Source organism: Planktothrix tepida PCC 9214, from assembly GCF_900009145.1.
GTDB lineage: Bacteria > Cyanobacteriota > Cyanobacteriia > Cyanobacteriales > Microcoleaceae > Planktothrix > Planktothrix tepida.
In genome coordinates this window covers 509,244-528,531 of record NZ_LN889802.1, presented here as the reverse complement: position 1 = coordinate 528,531, position 19,288 = coordinate 509,244, and the positions used below count along the sequence as shown (strand labels likewise).

General features: G+C 39.3%; 21 protein-coding genes. 15 read left to right on the top strand and 6 right to left on the bottom strand.

The features are described 5' to 3' along the window. Nucleotides 1–71: 71 nt before the first annotated feature. Complete coding sequence (locus PL9214_RS16615; protein WP_072719865.1) at nucleotides 72–758, top strand: SAM-dependent methyltransferase; 687 nt, start codon at nucleotides 72–74, stop codon at nucleotides 756–758. 125 nt (nucleotides 759–883) lie between these two features. Here the strand turns inward: PL9214_RS16615 and asnS are convergent, their stop codons facing one another. Beyond that, nucleotides 884–2,275: an asparagine--tRNA ligase gene (gene asnS / locus PL9214_RS16610; RefSeq protein WP_072719864.1), complete on the bottom strand. Its 1,392-nt coding sequence runs from the start codon at nucleotides 2,273–2,275 to the stop codon at nucleotides 884–886. Between the two features lie 63 nt (nucleotides 2,276–2,338). Further along, nucleotides 2,339–3,061 carry a riboflavin synthase gene (gene ribE / locus PL9214_RS16605; RefSeq protein WP_072719863.1) on the bottom strand — a complete coding sequence of 241 codons (723 nt, stop codon included), beginning with the start codon at nucleotides 3,059–3,061 and terminating at the stop codon, nucleotides 2,339–2,341. A gap of 162 nt (nucleotides 3,062–3,223) precedes the next feature. Here ribE and PL9214_RS16600 point away from each other — a divergent pair, with 162 nt between their 5' ends. The 3 genes from PL9214_RS16600 (at nucleotide 3,224) to PL9214_RS16590 (ending at nucleotide 5,811) form a co-directional block, all read left to right on the top strand. Further along, nucleotides 3,224–3,733 (top strand): bifunctional nuclease family protein, encoded by a 510-nt coding sequence (locus tag PL9214_RS16600; RefSeq protein WP_072719862.1) that lies wholly within the window; start codon nucleotides 3,224–3,226, stop codon nucleotides 3,731–3,733. Between the two features lie 57 nt (nucleotides 3,734–3,790). Then, nucleotides 3,791–4,912, top strand: a complete 1,122-nt coding sequence (locus tag PL9214_RS16595; protein ID WP_072719861.1) for an aldo/keto reductase — start codon at nucleotides 3,791–3,793, stop codon at nucleotides 4,910–4,912. Nucleotides 4,913–5,271: 359 nt separating this feature from the next. Then, complete coding sequence (locus PL9214_RS16590; RefSeq protein ID WP_139295073.1) at nucleotides 5,272–5,811, top strand: hypothetical protein; 540 nt, start codon at nucleotides 5,272–5,274, stop codon at nucleotides 5,809–5,811. A gap of 88 nt (nucleotides 5,812–5,899) precedes the next feature. Here PL9214_RS16590 and PL9214_RS16585 read toward each other — a convergent pair whose 3' ends face one another. Together PL9214_RS16585 and PL9214_RS16580 are read right to left on the bottom strand one after the other, a co-directional pair. Beyond that, complete coding sequence (locus tag PL9214_RS16585; RefSeq protein WP_072719860.1) at nucleotides 5,900–6,118, bottom strand: hypothetical protein; 219 nt, start codon at nucleotides 6,116–6,118, stop codon at nucleotides 5,900–5,902. After that, entirely contained in the window at nucleotides 6,115–7,947 is a 1,833-nt protein-coding gene (locus PL9214_RS16580) for a S8 family peptidase (protein ID WP_072719859.1), read from the bottom strand. The genes PL9214_RS16585 and PL9214_RS16580 overlap by 4 nt, the downstream gene beginning before the upstream one ends. 205 nt (nucleotides 7,948–8,152) lie before the next feature. Here PL9214_RS16580 and PL9214_RS16575 point away from each other — a divergent pair, with 205 nt between their 5' ends. The 9 genes from PL9214_RS16575 (at nucleotide 8,153) to PL9214_RS16535 (ending at nucleotide 13,375) form a co-directional block, all read left to right on the top strand. Then, a complete protein-coding gene (locus tag PL9214_RS16575) occupies nucleotides 8,153–8,563 on the top strand; it encodes a hypothetical protein (protein WP_072719858.1) in 411 nt (136 codons plus the stop codon). A 122-nt stretch (nucleotides 8,564–8,685) separates the two neighbouring features. Continuing rightward, nucleotides 8,686–9,192 carry a hypothetical protein gene (locus PL9214_RS16570; RefSeq protein ID WP_072720087.1) on the top strand — a complete coding sequence of 169 codons (507 nt, stop codon included), beginning with the start codon at nucleotides 8,686–8,688 and terminating at the stop codon, nucleotides 9,190–9,192. A 55-nt stretch (nucleotides 9,193–9,247) separates the two neighbouring features. Next, the gene (locus PL9214_RS16565; RefSeq protein WP_072719857.1) at nucleotides 9,248–10,135 is read left to right on the top strand and encodes a hypothetical protein; all 888 of its coding nucleotides are present in this window, start codon (nucleotides 9,248–9,250) and stop codon (nucleotides 10,133–10,135) included. Between the two features lie 122 nt (nucleotides 10,136–10,257). Further along, entirely contained in the window at nucleotides 10,258–10,716 is a 459-nt protein-coding gene (locus tag PL9214_RS16560) for a DUF2996 domain-containing protein (RefSeq protein ID WP_072719856.1), read from the top strand. A gap of 79 nt (nucleotides 10,717–10,795) precedes the next feature. Beyond that, a complete protein-coding gene (gene msrB, locus PL9214_RS16555; RefSeq protein WP_072719855.1) occupies nucleotides 10,796–11,197 on the top strand; it encodes a peptide-methionine (R)-S-oxide reductase MsrB in 402 nt (133 codons plus the stop codon). A gap of 295 nt (nucleotides 11,198–11,492) precedes the next feature. Next, the gene (locus PL9214_RS16550; protein WP_072719854.1) at nucleotides 11,493–12,155 is read left to right on the top strand and encodes an NAD(P)H-binding protein; all 663 of its coding nucleotides are present in this window, start codon (nucleotides 11,493–11,495) and stop codon (nucleotides 12,153–12,155) included. Continuing rightward, entirely contained in the window at nucleotides 12,155–12,859 is a 705-nt protein-coding gene (locus PL9214_RS16545; protein ID WP_072719853.1) for a glycoside hydrolase family 24 protein, read from the top strand. The genes PL9214_RS16550 and PL9214_RS16545 overlap by 1 nt, the downstream gene beginning before the upstream one ends. Before the next feature lie 130 nt (nucleotides 12,860–12,989). After that, nucleotides 12,990–13,259, top strand: coding sequence for a hypothetical protein (locus PL9214_RS16540; protein ID WP_072719852.1), 270 nt, complete (start codon nucleotides 12,990–12,992; stop codon nucleotides 13,257–13,259). After that, nucleotides 13,256–13,375, top strand: coding sequence for a putative toxin-antitoxin system toxin component, PIN family (locus PL9214_RS16535; protein WP_072719851.1), 120 nt, complete (start codon nucleotides 13,256–13,258; stop codon nucleotides 13,373–13,375). The genes PL9214_RS16540 and PL9214_RS16535 overlap by 4 nt, the downstream gene beginning before the upstream one ends. Nucleotides 13,376–13,456: 81 nt before the next feature. On the opposite strand, the gene PL9214_RS31325 is transcribed toward PL9214_RS16535, so the two are convergent. Together PL9214_RS31325 and PL9214_RS16530 are read right to left on the bottom strand one after the other, a co-directional pair. Beyond that, nucleotides 13,457–13,612: a hypothetical protein gene (locus tag PL9214_RS31325; protein WP_186440378.1), complete on the bottom strand. Its 156-nt coding sequence runs from the start codon at nucleotides 13,610–13,612 to the stop codon at nucleotides 13,457–13,459. A gap of 97 nt (nucleotides 13,613–13,709) precedes the next feature. Continuing rightward, complete coding sequence (locus tag PL9214_RS16530) at nucleotides 13,710–15,905, bottom strand: phosphoketolase family protein (protein ID WP_072719850.1); 2,196 nt, start codon at nucleotides 15,903–15,905, stop codon at nucleotides 13,710–13,712. Between the two features lie 245 nt (nucleotides 15,906–16,150). Here PL9214_RS16530 and PL9214_RS16525 point away from each other — a divergent pair, with 245 nt between their 5' ends. Beyond that, entirely contained in the window at nucleotides 16,151–17,536 is a 1,386-nt protein-coding gene (locus tag PL9214_RS16525) for a cytochrome P450 (protein WP_072720086.1), read from the top strand. Nucleotides 17,537–17,874: 338 nt separating this feature from the next. Then, nucleotides 17,875–19,218, top strand: coding sequence for an AAA-like domain-containing protein (locus PL9214_RS16520; protein ID WP_072719849.1), 1,344 nt, complete (start codon nucleotides 17,875–17,877; stop codon nucleotides 19,216–19,218). The last annotated feature ends 70 nt before the right edge of the window (nucleotides 19,219–19,288 follow it).

The window sequence follows — 19,288 nt, the reverse complement described above, 5'->3', positions numbered from 1 at the left end:
TTTGGCTATAGCAATTTTTCATGACTTTTCCCACGCTATACTCACCCTATTAGCGTGGGATTATTGTTGCAATGGGACTTCAACTTAATACTGTTATTCCTTGGGGTCGCAATTTTAACGAATATATGAGGATGTTTGATTTAACGTCTGTTGATTTGAAACTCTCGATTTTAGATTCTGCGTCTGGCCCAGCTAGTTTTAATGTTGAAATGACAAAACAGGGTTATTCTATTATTTCTTGTGACCCTCTTTATCAATTTTCGGCGGCTGATATTTCCCAACGCATTCAAGATACCTATAGAACGGTTATAGACGGAGTAAAAGCCAGTTCTCAGGATTATATTTGGGATTATATTTCTTCTCCTGAACAATTGGCAGAAATTAGAATGGCGGCGATGAAACAATTTTTAGCCGATTTTCCCATAGGAAAGCCACAAGGACGTTATCTCACCGCAGAATTACCCCAACTTCCTTTCAATTCTCAGCAATTTGATTTAGCATTAGGTAGTCATTTTTTATTTACTTATTCAGATCATTTTTCAGAAGATTTTCATCTAAACGCTATTTTAGAGTTATGTCGAGTCGCTCAACAAGTCAGAATTTTCCCGTTATTAAAAGTATCAGGAGAACCCTCTCCTTTCCTGCAACCGATAATTCAAGAATTAGAAACAAAAGGCTATCTAACTACGATTAAAACCGTTAATTATGAATTCCAAAAAAACGGAAATCAAATGTTAAAAATAAAAAAATCCCCGTAGGGTGCGTAAGCCTAAGCGCACGCACCATATTCATAATTGATAATTGATAATTGATAATTCGTAATTCGTAATTCGTAATTCGTAATTAGAACCCTGATAGGGCGGGAAAACCCCGCCCCTACGGATTAAAATTCAATGGTTTGAGGCGCTCTGGGGAAGGGTATTACATCTCGAATATTACCCATCCCAGTCATAAATTGTACCACGCGATCAAATCCTAATCCGAATCCCGCATGGGGGACAGTTCCATATTTTCGTAATTCCAAATACCACCATAATTCCTCCGGGTTTATCCCTAACGTTTTCATGCGGTTTTCCAATAAATCCAACCGTTCTTCCCGTTGGGAACCTCCGACAATTTCGCCAATTTTAGGAGCTAAAACATCCATCGCTCTAACGGTTTTTCCATCCTCATTTAAGCGCATATAAAAGGCTTTAATATCTTTCGGATAGTCCGTAACAATTACAGGCTTTTTAAAGTATTCTTCTGCTAAATAACGTTCATGTTCCGATTGTAAATCCAAGCCCCAACTGACGGGATACTCAAATTTTTTATCGGCTTTTTCTAAAATAGCGATCGCTTCGGTATAAGTAATCCGTCCAAACTCATTATTAATAATATTATGAGCCGTTTCTAACACCGATTTATCAATGCGTTCGTTAAAAAATTCCATATCTTCAGGACATTGTTCTAACACGGATTTAAAGATATGTTTGAGAAAGGCTTCTGCTAAATCCATATCTCCTTCTAAATCACAGAACGCCATTTCCGGTTCAATCATCCAAAATTCAGCTAAATGGCGAGACGTATTAGAATTTTCTGCTCGAAATGTGGGGCCAAAAGTATAAACATTCCCAAACGCCATCGCCATAATTTCTGCTTCTAATTGCCCACTAACGGTTAAATAAGCAGGCTTTCCAAAGAAATCTTGACTATAATCAACCTGTTGAGATTCTGTTAAGGGAATATCCTTTAATTTAAAATTAGTCACACTAAACATTTCCCCCGCCCCTTCACAATCACTGGAGGTAATAATGGGAGTATGAACCCATAAAAAACCCCGTTCTTGGAAGAATTCATGCACCGCAGCAGCACAAGCATTTCTAACGCGAAAAACCGCCCCTAATGTATTCGTTCGCGCTCGTAAATGTCCGATGGTGCGTAAAAATTCAAAGGAATGACGTTTTTTTTGTAACGGATAGGTTTCTGCATCCGCATCCCCATAAATTTTAACCTCAGAGGCTTTTAATTCAATGCGTTGACCCTTCGCCGGAGACTCTACTAATACCCCCGAAATTTCTACGGATGTCCCTGTATTCAGTTGTTTTAAAATTGTTTCATAGTCGGATAAATCAGGATTTAATACCACTTGTAAATTAGCCAAAGCGGAACCATCATTAATCTCCACAAAGGTAAATTCTTTGAGTTCCCGTTTGGTTCTAACCCAACCTTGAACTGTTACCGTTTCGTTAGGTTGACCCGTCCTCAACAGTTGAATAATTCTATTTACTGTCATCGTATTTTATCCTTTTTTCAGTTATCAGTTATCAGTCATCAGTTATCAGTTATCAGTCAATCCTTAACTAAACCCATGTTCTGCTAAAAACTCTGGGGTAATCTCCTCTAAGGTGGAAATCGCTGGAATATTATTATAACTTTCAACAGAACTCAAATTTCCTTTGAGGTAACTTTGCAGAAATTTTCCCACATATTTTCCTAAAATATCCGCTTCAATATTTACCCAACTTCCGGGGTGTAAATAGCGTAAATTCGTTTCTTGATAACTATGGGGAATAACCGCCACTTGAAACCAACGACCCTCAAGATCACAATCGGAAATCGTTAAACTAATGCCATTGACGGCAATACTTCCTTTTGCAACAATATAAGGCGCAATTTGACGTTGCCAAAGGGTTGAAGCACTCCCAGGAGCAGAAAACCGCATTTCCCAAGAGGTTGCTGTGGGAATAACGGACTGGAGACACCCGACCCCATCGACATGACCTGTAACAAAGTGTCCCCCTAACTTACTTCCAGCCCGCAGGGACGTTTCTAAGTTAAAATAACCTTCTAAACTCTGTCCTAGTTTTGTCCGATTTAACGTTTCAGGAGACGCTGTTGCAATAAACCCTTTATTCCGAATGTCCACCACCGTTAGACAAACCCCATCCACTGCTACACTATCCCCGATGGCTAAATCCTTTAAAATTAAGTCTACATCCCCTAAAACGCAACTAATCTGGAACTGATCCTGTCCTAGTGGTTGAAGGGTTCCGAGAGCTTGAATAAGTCCTGTAAACATTTGATGGTTGACGGTTGACGGTTAACGGTTAACAGACCACAAAATCCTATGTCGATTCTGACAAAAATCAAGGCATACTGGAATGGAGGTGGTCTGGTGTGTCAAAAAGCTTAACCACTGAGTTTGTCGAGAGTATTTGATAGAGAGGCTAAGGCTAAACCAATGATTGAAATGAAAGTCGCTGGAATTGCACTCGACGCCGCTACACGCAGCCCTATTATTTTACTGCGGGATGCGGTTGAAAGACGTGCTTTACCAATTTATGTAGGTCAAGATCAAGCAAAGTCCATCCTCGGTGCTTTAGAAAATCACAAACCACCCCGCCCCTTAACCCATGATCTCTTTGTGAATCTTCTCGAAACTTGGGATATGACTCTGGAGAAGATTGTCATTCACTCCTTGCAAGATAGCACGTTTTATGCAGTATTAATTGTTCGTCAAGGGGAAATTAGAAAGGAAATTGATGCTCGTCCCAGTGATGCGATTTCTATTGCTTTACGCACCGATAGCCCCATTTGGGTGATGGAAGAAGTGATTGCAGATGCTTCCATTCCGGTAGATAGGGACGCCGATGAAGCTGAACGACGAGCGTTTCGAGACTTTGTATCTAACTTGAGTCCTTCGGATTTAATCAAACGTTCAGAACTGAATAAAACCGATGAAATGCAATAACAGGGATATGGGGGGTAGGGAAAGAGACAGCCAACAGTCAACAATCAAAAATTAACAATGCGTTATCGGCGGTTTGGCAAAACAAACCTAGATCTTTCTGTATTTTCCTTGGGTACAATGCGGTATTTAGCATCCCCAGAAAATGCCTATTTAACAATACAACGGGCTATTTCTCTGGGGATTAATCATATTGAAACGGCTCAAGGTTATGGTCAAAGTGAATCTTTTTTAGGGGAAGCTATATTAGCGGGTTTATCCATTGAGCGATCACAACTTTATATTACGACTAAAATCTCCCCAACACCCAACCCAGATCAATTAGAACAGCAGATTGATCAATCTCTAAAACGTTTGAATTTAGATTACCTCGACTGTCTGGCTATTCATGGGATTAATACCACCGAACACCTCGAACAAACCCTGCAAGGATTATCGGGAGTTGAAAAAGCGATCTCAGATGGTCGAGTTCATTATTTAGGGTTTTCCACTCACGCTCCCCTTGAGGTGATTTTAGCAGCCATCAATACAGATTTATTTCAATTTGTCAATCTCCATTATTATTATTTTTTTCAACGAAATGCTCCCGCCATTGAGTTAGCCTTTGAAAAAGATATGGGGATTTTTATTATTTCTCCTGGGGATAAAGGCGGACAACTTTATACGCCTTCGGAAACCTTAAAAACCCTTTGTGATCCCATTTCTCCCTTAACCTTAACCTATCGATTTTTATTAAGTGATTCCCACATTACCACCTTAAGTTTAGGTGCTGCTACTCCCGATGAATTAGATGAACCTTTAAAAGTTGCTGATCAATACGGTCAATTAACTTTAGAAGAACTTGCTATTTTTCAACAATTAGAAGCTCAAAAAATAGAACGTTTAGGAACAACTCAATGCAATCAATGTTATCAATGTTTACCCTGTCCTGAACAGATTAATATTCCCGAAGTGTTACGGTTAAGAAATTTAGCCGTTGCTTATGAAATGACCGACTTTGGCAAATATCGCTATCGAATGTTTGAAAATGCAGGTCATTGGTTTCCCGGTCGTAAAGCTAATCGTTGTAATGACTGTGGCGACTGTTTACCTCGTTGTCCTGAACAATTAGACATTCCCACTTTATTAAGAGATACCCATGAACGTCTGAAGGGGACGGAAGGGAGAAGATTGTGGGAATAGGGAGAGGGGACAAGGGGACAAGGGGACAAGGGGACAAGGGGACAAGGGGACAAGGGGACAGGGGGATAAGGGGATAAGGGGATAAGGGGATAAGGGGATAAGGGGATAAGGGGATAAGGGGATAAGGGGAGAGGGAGGGGAAATAATTAACGTTTAACTGCTGAGTCCTTCTTGAATCCTGCTATTATAGCAAGTCTAAATCAGTTGTGGAAATGTCTTAAAATTCAACTTATCGTAGGGTTGAGGCGCGCCTCAACCCTGGGATTTGTATCCATTTTTTAGGATTAATAATATTTATGATTAGGATTGTACAATCCATTTAGACTTGCTATATATATTATATTATTTTATTTTAATTTATGAATTCAATTAATAAACAGGCTAAAATTTTTATTGCTTTTATCTTGATTTTTAATAGTTTAATTGTTCCCGTGCGATCGCAAATATTACCCGTACCCGAAGAAGATTCTGTATCCCCTGACCTGAATAAACCGCCTAAACCCTGTTTTTCAGAAGATGCGGTTTTACCCTTTCCTCCTCTATCTCAAACTGAACCGAGTATTCCCAGTCTTTGGTTAGCACAACAACTTTATGGAGGTAAAGTTCTGCAAACTTGGTATATTGAAAATAGCGTTATTCAACTTTCACCTAATCTTTATTTAGATTCCCCGGTAACATTAGTTGTAGAGCGAGAAAATTGGAATGCAGAACGATATTTAGGACAATATGTATTTGTGAATCGATTTGCTAATGTAACTCGAAGTTATGGTTATAATTTACGAGTTTGTAATCTACAAGGAGATTTACTCGCCTATTATCATTGTGATTTCACAACCTCTCCTTTACGTTGTCAAGTTCAAATTCGGTCTACCGGTTTAACCAGACGAGATTTTAAATAATTAAGTTTTGGGGCGGGTTATGTTAGAGAATTTGTGACTTACAAATGTCTTTGATAAACCCACCCTCACGCTTAAAATAGAGTAGAAATTAAGCGGTTTCAAAGGATTCGATTTGTAAAACTGGGCCAATCATTGCTAAGGTCATCACATCATCTCGAACCTGACCTTGAACAGTAACTTTTAACCCTGCTTTTTGCAAATCTGAAGGAGGATTGTGCAGTTCATAGGTTTTGTTATCGCTGACTAATGCCCAGGTTCCAAAACCAAATCCTTTGCGTTCAATAGTGCCTGTTACTGTAATAGTCATACGGTTTTCACTTGAGTTTTAATGGCTAAACGAGCTAAACCAAAACATAACAAAGCATTGAGAATCAGGAACAGTTGAGCAGCCCAGCCTGTTCCTAATCCCCAAACAGCAGGAGACACTATCGCATTAATTCCTAAACAACTCGCGGTTCCAATCGTCAGTCCAATTGCAATCCACTTCCATTGGGGATGCCCAAGCAATAATACAATCAAAATGGCGGGAATCAGTACACTGGCAAAAATGGGATTTAATACAGCACTTCCTTGAATTACACCGCCTAATTCCGGTACAGAACTGCCCATAATTCGCATCGGCCATTGAGGTAAATCAAAGATATAGAAACCTCGCAGGAAAAATAAACCACTACTTCCCGCAATTAATCCTCCGGTTAATGACCAACCCCATTGGAAGGGGAAATAATTTCGCAGAAACCAAGCTAATAAATAGGAACCTAAAACCATCGCTAATTTAGGCAATAATGCCACAGCCCCACCATCAACCCAAAACCGAGGATTCAGATAGCCATTATCGCGTAACCACCGGAAGAAATCGCGGAAGGTAATTTGTCCTTTTAATGCCATTTGTACAGCATTAGTTGCATCTAAATGACCAGCCCCAAAATAATTTAAAGGGTCTTCTGAAACTTTACGGGCAGATTCTTTGAGAAGATTAACAACTTGGTCGGGTTCGATAACGCCACTGGCTTTAATTAATGCCGCTACCCCAGCGACGTGAGGCACCGCCATACTGGTTCCTTGAAAAGCTGCAAATACAGCTTCACCTGTGGTCGGGTCAATCGTATTTTGTAAGATTCCTCCGACTTCATTTTCTCCTTCAATTAATCCTCCGGGGGCGGCAATATCAACACCAGCCCCAAAGTTAGAATAGGGAGTTTTATTTCCAGCCGCATCTAAAGCAGCAACACCCAAAACTTTGGGATAACGGGCTGGATATCCGGCGGAATTTTGCCCTGCATTTCCCGCAGCACCAACAATTACAATTCTTTTAGAATAGGCATAATCAATGGCTTCTTGCATTAACCCACTTTCGCCACTTCCGCCTAAACTTAAATTAATCACATCAGCGCCATGGTCAGCCGCAAATTTAATCGCTTCTGCAATATCAGAAATGGTTCCGCCCCCCCCTGCACTTAAGACTTTTAAGGGCATAATTTTGGCTTTGTAAGCAATCCCAGTTACGCCATAATTATTATTAGTAGATTGGGCAATGGTTCCAGCTACATGGGTTCCATGTCCGTTATCATCAAAGGCTTCTATTTTATCGTTAACAAAATCATAGCCTTCCACAAATTGGGTTTGTTCTAAATCAGGAACCCGACTGACTCCGGTATCAATAACCGCAACGGTAATTCCTTCCCCTTGGGTTTCACTCCAAGCCCCTTCAATATTAATACTGCGAAAATTCCATTGTTGACCGTATAATGGATCATTAGGAATCGTATTAGCCGTATGATAAATAATCGCGGCTTGGGCGTTTTTCCCTGGAATTTCATCAGCCCGATAAATGTAGTTGGGTTCTATAAATTCCGTTTGCTTTCCTAGGGATTTTCTCAAGGATTTCAGTAGTTTTTCATCCCCGCGAACAACATAAACGTGATCTTCCTTGGAAAATTCACTATTGAGATAGGGAACAATTTGATATTGTTCAGCGAGTGACCGCACTTGGTTGGCAATTTGTTCTTCTCCTAAAGATTCTCGAAAGTCAAGGACAATGCTGTCATAACTACCTTGATTAGCTAGACCGGAAAAGTTAGAAATTGCCCAGCCTAAGCCAATTAAAAATAAGCAGAAGAGGAAAAATTTTTTCATCGTTTTTCAACGCTTGGGGTTGATGAGAGGTTGGTACTTTCCAGAAACCGGGTTTGGTGAAACTAAATCTTGTGGACAACCGACAAAGGGAAGAAACCCGGTTTCTTGGGTGCTGTTCCCTGTTATACAATCGTGTTTCTATTCTATCTACTGTTCTCAAAATAAAGGATCATAGAAAATAAATTTATACGGAGTAAAAATTGCAATGGAACGCGGTTTATTGTGGCTTCCCCTACTGGCGGTGTTTATGGGTTTAGCGTGGTCGGGTTGGAATGAATACCAAAAACTTGAAGCTTATCAAGCTTGGGCGACCAATTTTGATAAAGCTAAATATGATATTTATGCAGTCTTGGGGTTAAAGGAAGCAGACTTAACCTGGGGAAAACCCACCCGCAAAGGGCCAATTAATTTACAAACCTTTTCCCTCAACGAGGTAGCGTCTCTAGGATTATTCGTGGATAATCAAGCTATTGACCCCAATATTCCCCCGGAGAAAGGAAAAGCGATTGCCTTAGAATTTAGATTCAAAAATTCTGCTAAAATTGTCCAAATTCCTTTTACTGAAATTTCTCTGGCTGTCCGGTGGTATAACTATCTTCAATCCTTGATGCAATAAACCTTATAGAACTTCTGGCTTCTCGGTCTGTGTAAAAAGCGTATACTAGGGTGAATAGCGGTTATTTTCCTCAAGATAGAGGAAATAATGGGTTATTTTTTACCTTCTGTCTAACTGAACCTATGAATTTAAAACGATTTCCTAAAGTTTTAATTGCCTTAACTTTGGCAATGTCGTTATTTGTATCCGCTTGTGCTGGAACAACTTCCGCGCCACCACAGGGGAATCAATCTGTTAGTAGTCCAGCGCAACCTGCTGTTGCACAGAAACCCGTTTCCGGGGGAAGTTTTAATAAATTTTTCCCGAAAAGTGAAGATGAGTATAAAGTGGTTTTTGCTCAAGAAAAAACGGGTTTTGCTGAAGCCAAATTGAATAAAGATGGGCAAAATGTGGCAATGCTTTCGATTAATGATATTGCTAATAGTCCTAGCGCGGCTACAAAATTTAAAAGCAGCAGCAAAACCATTGATGGCTTTCCGGCGGTGACTCAAGGCACAAATATCACTGCTATTTTAGTCTCTAACCGCTATCAAGTTAAAGTTCAATCTCGTTCAGCCTCCTTTGATGCTGGTGACCGAGAAGAATGGATTGAAAAATTTGATTTAAGTGGATTATCCCGACTAAAATAATATCGATAAATTCGATCTTGATGATTTTTTACAATAGTTTTTGAGGAGAAGGATTGTGAGCAAAACGATTACTCAATTAGTGGATGAATTACCCACAGGTGGCGTTACCGTCATGGTTTTACGCGGGTTAGACTTTGTAATTCCCGGTCAATGGAATAATTTAGTTGGGTTTGAAAATAGCGTTCGCACGATTACAGGAGAAAATGATCCTGCCCTGATTCAACAAATTAGTGAACGGGCGTTATGGCTGTATAATGATAAAAGTGAAGGCTATCAAAAAGCGTTGTGGTTATATCAAACCATTGATAGTGCTGGAACCGCTTTAGGAACAGCAGCGTTAGCCAATAAAATTGGAGAAAATATTAGCTTTTTAGGATTTTTAAATCATTTAACTCCTAAAGCCAATAAAGCCCAAGCCATTGATTTATCCTTGAAATTAGTGGCAGAATTAGTAGGATTTTGTTTAATTAATGGAATTCCAGGTGATAGTATTGGGGATTTCGTGGGTTCATTAGCAGATTATAGCGGCGAATCCTTAATGCGGATGACTGCATTAGTTTGTTTAGATGGTTTAATTCCTTTAGGGCCAGATTTTATTAGTTCAGCGTTATCTACTATTCAAGGATTAACACCCAAAGAATTAGAGCAAAATGAAGGGTTTAAAAAAATTCAAGATGTGATTCCGGGTAATAGTTCTCAACAGAAACTCAACTTGATTCAACAGAGTTTTGGTTCCGTCACGGGTTGGATGGGGGATTTTGTTTCCCAACATAATTTAACCCCTGAAAAAGTGGTTAAAAATCTGCAAGGGTTTGTTGATATTACCAATGATAAGTTAGATTATGTCGCTGCATTTTTGGACATGACCACTAACTATTATACCCATACGGGAACTCAAACCTTAGCCCGTCGTTTAATTGAACGAGCCGTCGCAGAAATTTAATCCGCGATGGAGTAAAAATTTAGGGGTAGGGTTTTCCCACCCCTGCATTGTGATCTGTGATCCGTTAAAATATTTTCAATATTGCCGTGAATTGTTGTTGACATTAACAGAAGGAAGTCTCTATGTCTGAGGAAACAAAACCCAAGGCTGAAACCACCGCCCCAGAAACAGAAGCGAAAAAACCTGCCGAGAAGAAACCCAAAGCACCTGCTTTAGAAGATAAACCCTTTCCAGAGTTTATCCAACAAGACTATATTCCCGCCTTACAAAAAGCATTAAATAGTCAAGGCGTTGAGGATTTAGACCTGAAATTTGCTAAAGAAAAATTGCCTTCGGGGTTAGGAATTAATGAAGATTGTTGGCAAGTAGTTGGTAAATGGCAAGCGGGAAAGCGACAGTTTAATCTCTATTTTCCCAATGAAGATATCAAATCTCAAAAGCTATTTACCTGTGCTTTAAATGGGAATAAACCCTCTACGATTGAATCATTTTTAGTCGATGAACGAAAGATTACCCTCGATTTATTAGTGTTTGGAGTTGTTCAACGTCTGAATGCACAAAAATGGTTAACTCGTAACTAATTCTAATTTTAATCCTAGTTTGTTGGGTTGAGGCGAAACCCAACCCTGTATCAATCACCCCATTTGTCCTAGAGGTTCTATGGTAGAAAAAATCAAAAAAACGGATGCTGAATGGAAACAACAATTAACCGATGAACAGTTCCATGTAACTCGCAAAAAAGGTACAGAACGCGCATTTACTGGAAAATACCATAATAATAAAGAAAAGGGTATTTATAAATGCGTTTGTTGTGGAACCGAGTTATTTAGTTCTGAGACAAAATTTGATTCAGGAACCGGATGGCCGAGTTTTTGGCAACCGCTCAAAGAAGATAATATTAGTTTAAAAAGTGATGTTAGTTTCTTCATGCGTCGAACTGAAGTTCTTTGTGCGGCTTGTGATGCCCATTTAGGTCATGTTTTTGAGGATGGGCCTAAACCTACTGGACAACGTTATTGTATGAATTCTGCGGCGTTAGATTTCGAGAAATCTGAAGATTAACCTCACCCCTTTCCCAAGCGGAAACTTGGTTAAAACAGGGGGTGAAGGTCGCAAAAACCCACCTGGGTTTTCAACATCGCGATGTTGACACCAGTTACAATAACTTAGCAGGTGCGAGACAATCCTGTCAAAATCCAGGGATAAAAATAAAACCTGAAACGTAAACAGGAAGATATGTGCAGACAATTGGAAAATGGGCATCAATCCAAGAATAAATCCAATCTAGCCTATCTTAACTTTATAAATTTCGAGGTTGTTTACACAACTTAACCCCTACTTAGAAACGTTTGATCACATGAAAGCATTTGTCGCGGGTGCAACGGGAGAAACAGGACGGCGGATTGTCGCTGAATTAGTCAAGCGGGAAATTCCCGTAAAGGCTTTGGTTCGGGATATCGAAACGGCTCAACAAATTTTACCGCCAACGGTTGAACTGGTGACGGGAGATGTCTTAAAACCCGACACTTTAGCCACAACCATCCGTGATTGTACGGTTGTATTGTGTGCTACAGGTGCAAGACCCAGTTTTGATCCCACCGGGCCTTATCAAGTCGATTATCAAGGAACCCAAAATTTAGTTGATGTCGCCAAAGCTCAGGGAATTGAACACTTTGTCTTAGTGACTTCTCTGTGTGTTTCCCAATTTTTTCACCCATTAAATTTATTTTGGTTAATTTTGGTGTGGAAAAAACAAGCGGAGGAATATTTACAAAAAAGCGGTTTAACTTATACGATTGTGCGTCCAGGGGGGTTAAAAAATGAGGATAATAATAACAACATTGTGATGCAGTCCGCCGATACATTATTTGAGGGGAGTATTCCGCGAACTAAAGTGGCTCAAGTTTGCGTAGAAGCCTTATTTTTGGATAATTCTCGAAATAAAATTGTTGAAATTGTAGCAAATTCAGAGGCGGCTCCAAAACCTTTTGAACAACTGTTTGCTAGTGTATTGAACTAATGAGAATCTCTCGAAGAAAAGACCAACTTCGTCGTCGAAAGCGACTATTTTGGAGTGTTTTGCTTCTGTTTAGTTTAACCTTTATTGGGGTGAGAAGTTGTCAAGGAAGACCTGAATCTCTCCCCTTAATTGATCAACAGGTGGAAGAACAATGGCCACCGTTAGTGATGCGCGGTGGTGACCCCTATATTCGCGCTTTGATGCGAACGATTTCCGCCAGTGAATCTAGTTACTCTGACCCCTATTATGTTTTATATGGGGGAAAATATGTCTCGGATTTGCATCGCCATCCTGATGAGTGTATTAAGATTGTAACAGGCCCGAATAAAGGGAAATGTAGCACCGCCGCCGGACGCTATCAAATGTTAAAAACAACTTGGGATGAAAAAGCAGAACGTTATCATCCTAAACCTGCTCAATTTTGGTTTTGGCTTCCCTATAGTTTTGAACCCGAATATCAAGATACGGTGGTTTATCGTTGGTTATTAGATGAAAAGTTTTGGGGAGTGAATATTTCCCAATTATTGCGCGAAGATAGGCTGGATGAAGTGTTGAAATTATTATCAGGAACCTGGACAAGTTTAGGCTATGGAATTGAAGATAACATGATTACCAGTGACTTACCCGAAATTTATAATAAAATCTTACAAAATGAACTGAATCACGAAAATGGAGAATTGTGGGTTAATCAAGATTCTCCTTAACAAGATCTAGGGTATGAGAGCGATCGCAGAAAAGCTGTTGCTATAATTAAGGGTAAGCTAGGCTTAAGCCTAAGATCAATCTGATCATCATTTTTTTTAAATCATCACACTAATAACTCAGGAAAAAAACATGACAACAAAACTCATTGCTAAAGTCACTTCTGAAGGAAAATTAGAAATTCCCACAGAAATATTACAACAACTGCAACCTTTAACGGAATATGAAATATCAATTACAGACCAAGAGATTATTCTGAAAAAACAATCTAATGTAACGGTTGACTTAGATTCGTTTTTACAAGAATTAGATCAATTAGAACCTGATCCTGAACAACCAACCTTAGAAGAAATTAGTGCAATTGTCAAAGAAGTTAGGCAAGAATTGTGGGGTAAATCATGAAAGTTGTTGTTGATGTTAATATCTGGATTTCTGCCTTATTATGGGGAGGTTTACCATCTCAAATATTACATCTTTCCAGACAGAACAAGATAACTATAATATCAAACTCCCGTTAAAGTTAAGAAGAACGGCGTTTATCTGGAATTTGTAAGCCATACAGGAATAAATGTAAAATCTCTAAAGGTGTCATAGGAGGACTATGAATCATAAGGATCAATAATTTCTCTATGACCAAATGCTCGCTTAATTATAAAATTTTTATTAATTTCTATATTGGGATTTTTGCTATCTTTTGTTAGTTCGGCTAGAACTGAACCTGCGATCGCAATTAATACTAAGGATAGGGATTGCAATTGGCATCAGGGTTGCATTCTTAAATTATATATCATATCTCCTCAATCAACAATCAGCAGGTAGAGACGTTGCATTCAACGCCTCTACAACAGTTTACTAATGAATCAACTCAATAGCTCGTTTCGTCAATGCTTCCGAAGTAATGCCATTAAACGCCATTAATTCCCCAGCACTGGCGGTGGTTTCGCCTCGTTTCCAAGCAAAGGTATCCCGCTTAGAATTGCTGCGTAACATAATCGGTTCTAACATCAAACTTGACCCGCCTGTTACTCCAATTAACGCATCTCCAGCAAATAGTTTGTTAAAGGTTTCATCACTGGCAAAATCGTTATCGGGTTCTGAACAAGTCTCGGATAAAACATCGTGAGCACGATATAAACGCCGGGGATTAATAATAGAAACAATTCGCACCCCAATTCCTTCCGTTTCCAAAAATGCCGCCGCTTCAAACACTGGAATTAAGGTCATATCCCCAATAACCGCAAATACAACGGTTTTATCCCCAGGGACTTCCTGTAACACCACAGCCCCATCTTTTAACCCTTGACGAGTTTGCTCAAACGTTGTGCGGATAGGTAAGGGGGACTTACTGGCGGTGATAATAATGCTCTTATTTTTGGTTGTTAAAGCCCAATCGTAGCACACTTGAATGCTATTTGCATCGGGAGGAAACACCGGGAAAACGTTGCCACTCCGCATCATTGCGGCGAAATAGGCTTCAATTTCAGGGCGTTGGTGTGTCCAACCGTTGCGACCCTGTTCTAACGCTCCGGCGGTGAATAAACAAACCGTTGAGGGGGTAGCACGCCGTAATTCAGCCATGGCTTGGGCTACCGTTTGCAGAATGGGAACCCCATTAATGGCAAAAGATTCATAAGAACACCATAAAGTTCTCGCGCCTAATAAGGATAATCCCACCGCTAAACCCGCACAAGCATCCTCGCTTAAAGGTTCATAAACTTGCCCTTGGGGTTGTTGAAAATAAGTATTATCCGTTGTTGGGTGAATAATCTTTAATCCCTGGTTAATATTGTTAATTCCAGAAGCGGCGTTCCCGTCGGCATTGGTAACAATAAAATGGGGATCTTTTTGCCCAACATAAACGACTAATGACCCCATTGCCGTTGTTGCCACTTTCGGATCACCGCCAACCGGATATTCTTCTAGGGGTAATTCGCCTAATTCGGGTAAATGGTAATCAAACTCAGTGACAACGGTTTTAGACGCAGGGCCACCACTAGAGCGTTCTAAATTGGTTCGCACTAATTCCCAAGCTGCGATCGGTAACGCCCGCTCTTTTAAAGCATTAACAATGTGGGGACTATCTAAAGTATCTCCTGGATAAAGATTGTGAGATTTCGCACCTCGTGCGTGAACCCCAGCCCCTTTCAATTGTTTAATAATAAAGACGGTTAATTGACCCCCTAAAGCGGATTTTGCCGCTTTATCCATTGCCACTAAAATCGCTTGGGTAAATTCAATCCGTTTTTGAATGGAAAAGGCGGTACTATCAACATAATCACCGGGTTGATTTTGGTCATCAAACTCTTTAGCATCGACTAAAATCACTTCGGAAAATCCATTCCCTTTCCAATAGGCAATCATTTCTTCATTCGTTTTTGTCGAAACCATGCTATGATGCTCTTGGCTGTAACCGTTCCAAACCAACACAGGCAAGAAATTGGTCACGTCAGGATAAGCCGTGTTGAAGTGCATCATGCTACTCATGGGGTAAGGTTCGCCCATGCCCCCATCGCCGAGAGTGAACGGAAACAACACATTGCGGTGTAACAAGGCCCCAGCCATGGCAAAATGTTGTCCCTGACCCAAGGGCCCAGCAGGGTTCAGCAGACCCGGAATAAAGCCGGAAAGGTGGCCGAGCAGCCCATGTTTTTCACGGAAGCGATCGCGCAATTGTTGAACGGTGAAAATCCCCATATCCTCTAGGGAGCGATCTAAGAACACCGCACTATAAAACCCAGGAGCATGGTGTCCCACTTCCGTCATAATATTTTTATGACCGAGCATCACTAACGCGGCATAAGCTTCTACACTAGAGGCAAATCCTCCAGGGTGTCCAGAGGCTTTACTCGCGGTGATTTGTAGGGTTAAATAACGCAGCGCATCGGCATAAAGTAAGGTTTGATAGGCTGCTGTGGCATCATGGGGATCACAAATCGCTACACTATTTTCAGCAATAATTGGAGTTTTACCATAGCTGTCAAATTCGGGGAAACTGTCGCTAAAATATTGAATTCCTTGACAAAATTCTGGCATTGTTGTTGCTGTCATGTTTAATCCCTTCTCGGTCATTCTAAATTTTTGAGTTAAGATTTATTTTACAATTGGTTGTCGCTAAAAATGATTATATTTTTCAACAGGGGAGATAAATTAAAATCATTGATTTCAATAAATAGGTAAAAAATTAGTTTGTTATTGCAGTGTCATGGGAGGATGTAAACGGGGTTGCAAATTCTTTGCATATCGTTACCATAGAAGAAACTCTAACTTCATTTGAACAAACTGAAACTTTGATCATGAATACACAACTCCCTCCCGCATCTTCACGTTCTGCTTTTTTAGAAAAAGGATATTGGATTATTGCTCCCCTTGACTATATGGATACCCACGCTCGAAAATTGGGAGATATTTTTAGTAATTATATTCTGGGGGCAGAAAAGCCCTGGATTTTTGTTAGTGATCCCCAAGCAATTCAGCAAATTTTTACGAATGAAGTTTTTGAAGCACCAGGTTCTCTCAATAAACTTTTAGCTCCTTTAACAGGAGATTACTCCATTTTTATGTTAGAGGGCGATCGCCACAAACGAGAACGGAAATTATTAATGCCATCTTTTCATGGGGAACGAATGCGAGACTATGGGGAATTAATCACAGATATTACTCACAAGATCATGAACAAATTACCCCTAAAAGAGACTTTTATTGCCAGGGATACCTTGCAAGCCATTTCCTTAGATGTGATTCTTAAAGTTGTTTTTGGTGTCTATGAAGGAAAACGATATAGTCAGCTAAAACCCCTGTTAGCAGGAATGCTAGAAATTGGTAAATCACCCTTAACTTCTAGCTTCTTATTTTTCCCAATTTTACAACAAAATTTGGGATTTTGGAGTCCTTGGGGATATTTCTTAAAACAGCGTCAAAAAATCGATGAGTTATTATATGCAGAAATTCGGGAGCGTCGTGAAAACCCCGATGAATCTCGAAAAGATATACTGAATTTAATGATAGCTGCACGGGACGAAGAAGGCAACCCGATGACGGATCAAGAATTACGAGATGAATTATTAACATTATTATTTGCCGGACATGAAACTACTGCTACAGCTATGTCATGGGCTTTATATTGGATTCATCGTCAACCGGAAGTTTACCAAACATTAATGCAAGAGTTAACCAGTTTACCTTCTGATGCTAATGGAATGGATATTTTTCGATTGCCTTATTTAACGGCTGTTTGTCAGGAAACTTTGCGAATTTATCCCGTTGGAATGTTAACCTTTGCCCGTACTAATAAAGAATCGGTAGATTTGATGGGCTATCAATTACCGCCAAAAACTTTAGTGGTAGGCTGTATTTATTTAACCCATCGCCGGGAAGATTTGTATCCCCAAGCGGATCAATTTAAACCAGAACGCTTTTTAGAACACAAGTTTTCTCCCTATGAATTTCTTCCCTTTGGTGGAGGTAGCCGTTTATGTTTAGGAATGGCCTTAGCTCAATATGAAATGAAGTTAGTGTTAGCTACAATTTTGTTAAATTATGAGTTAAATTTGTTAGAAAAACAACCTGTAAAAGCAGTCCGGCGAGGGGTAACTTTAGCACCCAAAGGAGGGATTAAAATGGAACTTCTAAATCAACGTCCACAACCCCAAAAAACTATCGATTTAGCCCGTACAGTGTAGTCTAGTTTAGACCTATAATATCCGGGAAAAATATCCCGGATTAGTGCTAAAATTAACTTAGGATAATAGAAGCTTTTAATAAGGATTTTTATTCTCTAAACTCAGGGATATATAAAAAAGCAATAATTGATCAGAAATTGTCCCTAAAAGCCAACAGATTAACCTTTGCTATAATCTATTCCTGAGTTACGAGTTTATTAACCTTGAGATCTATACAAAAAGTTAGTTTTTGTTTAGAATTGAAATAGATGATTAAAATAGGTCTTCTATTGTCATGATCATTAAAGTACCCAGATTTGATGATCTAGTGAGTCAGTCTAGGGACATAGAGGTTAATCATGGTCAAAAGTCTTGAGGAACTTTTAGGATTAACTGAAGCTTTAGTCATAGCAAAAGGTAAAAATCCCCTAAGTTATATCCAAAAAATAATTTTAACAGAAGCCTTATTAGAAACAAAAAAAACCTACGATCAAATAGCTGAAGAGAATGGTTATTCTCCGAGCTATTTAAAAAATGGGGTTGCCCCTCACCTTTGGCAACTCTTATCGGACTTGGTGGGCGAAAAAGTGACTAAAGCAAATTGTCGCTGTTTATTAGACCGGGAATTAGGAACGAAAATTATCCCTAATGTTTTTCCAGAACTGGTTTTACCTAAACCCATTTCTTTAGAATCTCCAGAAGGCCAGGTTCCGCTTAATTCTATATTTTATATTGAGCGTTCCTCCAGTGAACCAATGTGTTATCAAGAAATTAAGAATCAAGGGGCATTACTGCGAATTAAAGCCCCTCGAAAGATGGGAAAAACTTCTTTAATGGCTCGAATTTTAGATGATGCTCAACAGCACGGTTATTATTCTGTTCGTTTAAGTCTTCATCTGGCGAGTAGTTTAGTTTTTACCTCAACAGAAAAATTCTTACGTTGGTTGTGTGCCAATGTGACTCAACAGTTAGGATTAGAATCAGAACTCGATGAATTTTGGGATGAAGATGTAGGAGCATTAGTCAGTAGCTCTCTCTATTTCCAAGGATATTTATTAGAGAAAATTCAGCAACCTATTGTATTAGCCCTGGATGAAGTTAATCAATTATTTGAGTATCCGTCCTTAGCGCGTGATATCTTAGCTTTATTGCGATCTTGGCATGAAGAAACACGGGATATTAGTAATTGGCAAAAACTAAGATTTGTGATCGTTTACTCCACCGATATTTACATTCCTTTAGATACTAATAAATCTCCCTTTAATGTCGGTTTAGGGATTGACTTATATCCTTTTAATCTTGATCAAGTTAAAATTTTATCTCAAAGGTATGGATTAAGGTTAACCGATCAAGAATTAAAAAGACTTACAGAATTTGTTGGGGGATTTCCTTATTTAGTGAGATTAGCCTTTGATCATTGTGTGCGTCGAAATATTCCTCTTCCAGAATTGTTAGAACAAGCAAACACCGATATAGGAATTTATAGCGATCACCTCCATGAACAGTTATGGTTACTTCAACAAGATCCTAATTTAGTTACCGCTTATCAACAAATTATTAGCACAACTCACCCCATCAAAATCGAACAAGTAAAAGCCTTTAAATTAAAAAGTATGGGGTTAGTTCATATTCATGGAAATCAAGTGATTCCCAGTTGTGAATTATATCGACAATATTTTCAAGAGTGTTTGAGTGAGGTTTGATCGAATTTTAATTTTAGATTTAACCTAAAATTTTAAAATTCTTCACTTTATATAATTGATATATTTTTGT

Bases quoted from the DNA above. Each gene is read 5' to 3' on its own strand.
- PL9214_RS16615 (WP_072719865.1), top strand. From the start codon at position 72: ATGGGACTTCAACTTAATACTGTTATTCCTTGGGGTCGCAATTTTAAC.
- asnS (WP_072719864.1), bottom strand. From the start codon at position 2,275: ATGACAGTAAATAGAATTATTCAACTGTTGAGGACGGGTCAACCTAAC.
- ribE (WP_072719863.1), bottom strand. From the start codon at position 3,061: ATGTTTACAGGACTTATTCAAGCTCTCGGAACCCTTCAACCACTAGGA.
- PL9214_RS16600 (WP_072719862.1), top strand. From the start codon at position 3,224: ATGATTGAAATGAAAGTCGCTGGAATTGCACTCGACGCCGCTACACGC.
- PL9214_RS16595 (WP_072719861.1), top strand. From the start codon at position 3,791: ATGCGTTATCGGCGGTTTGGCAAAACAAACCTAGATCTTTCTGTATTT.
- PL9214_RS16590 (WP_139295073.1), top strand. From the start codon at position 5,272: ATGAATTCAATTAATAAACAGGCTAAAATTTTTATTGCTTTTATCTTG.
- PL9214_RS16585 (WP_072719860.1), bottom strand. From the start codon at position 6,118: ATGACTATTACAGTAACAGGCACTATTGAACGCAAAGGATTTGGTTTT.
- PL9214_RS16580 (WP_072719859.1), bottom strand. From the start codon at position 7,947: ATGAAAAAATTTTTCCTCTTCTGCTTATTTTTAATTGGCTTAGGCTGG.
- PL9214_RS16575 (WP_072719858.1), top strand. From the start codon at position 8,153: ATGGAACGCGGTTTATTGTGGCTTCCCCTACTGGCGGTGTTTATGGGT.
- PL9214_RS16570 (WP_072720087.1), top strand. From the start codon at position 8,686: ATGAATTTAAAACGATTTCCTAAAGTTTTAATTGCCTTAACTTTGGCA.
- PL9214_RS16560 (WP_072719856.1), top strand. From the start codon at position 10,258: ATGTCTGAGGAAACAAAACCCAAGGCTGAAACCACCGCCCCAGAAACA.
- msrB (WP_072719855.1), top strand. From the start codon at position 10,796: ATGGTAGAAAAAATCAAAAAAACGGATGCTGAATGGAAACAACAATTA.
- PL9214_RS16550 (WP_072719854.1), top strand. From the start codon at position 11,493: ATGAAAGCATTTGTCGCGGGTGCAACGGGAGAAACAGGACGGCGGATT.
- PL9214_RS16545 (WP_072719853.1), top strand. From the start codon at position 12,155: ATGAGAATCTCTCGAAGAAAAGACCAACTTCGTCGTCGAAAGCGACTA.
- PL9214_RS16540 (WP_072719852.1), top strand. From the start codon at position 12,990: ATGACAACAAAACTCATTGCTAAAGTCACTTCTGAAGGAAAATTAGAA.
- PL9214_RS16535 (WP_072719851.1), top strand. From the start codon at position 13,256: ATGAAAGTTGTTGTTGATGTTAATATCTGGATTTCTGCCTTATTATGG.
- PL9214_RS16530 (WP_072719850.1), bottom strand. From the start codon at position 15,905: ATGACAGCAACAACAATGCCAGAATTTTGTCAAGGAATTCAATATTTT.
- PL9214_RS16525 (WP_072720086.1), top strand. From the start codon at position 16,151: ATGAATACACAACTCCCTCCCGCATCTTCACGTTCTGCTTTTTTAGAA.
- PL9214_RS16520 (WP_072719849.1), top strand. From the start codon at position 17,875: ATGGTCAAAAGTCTTGAGGAACTTTTAGGATTAACTGAAGCTTTAGTC.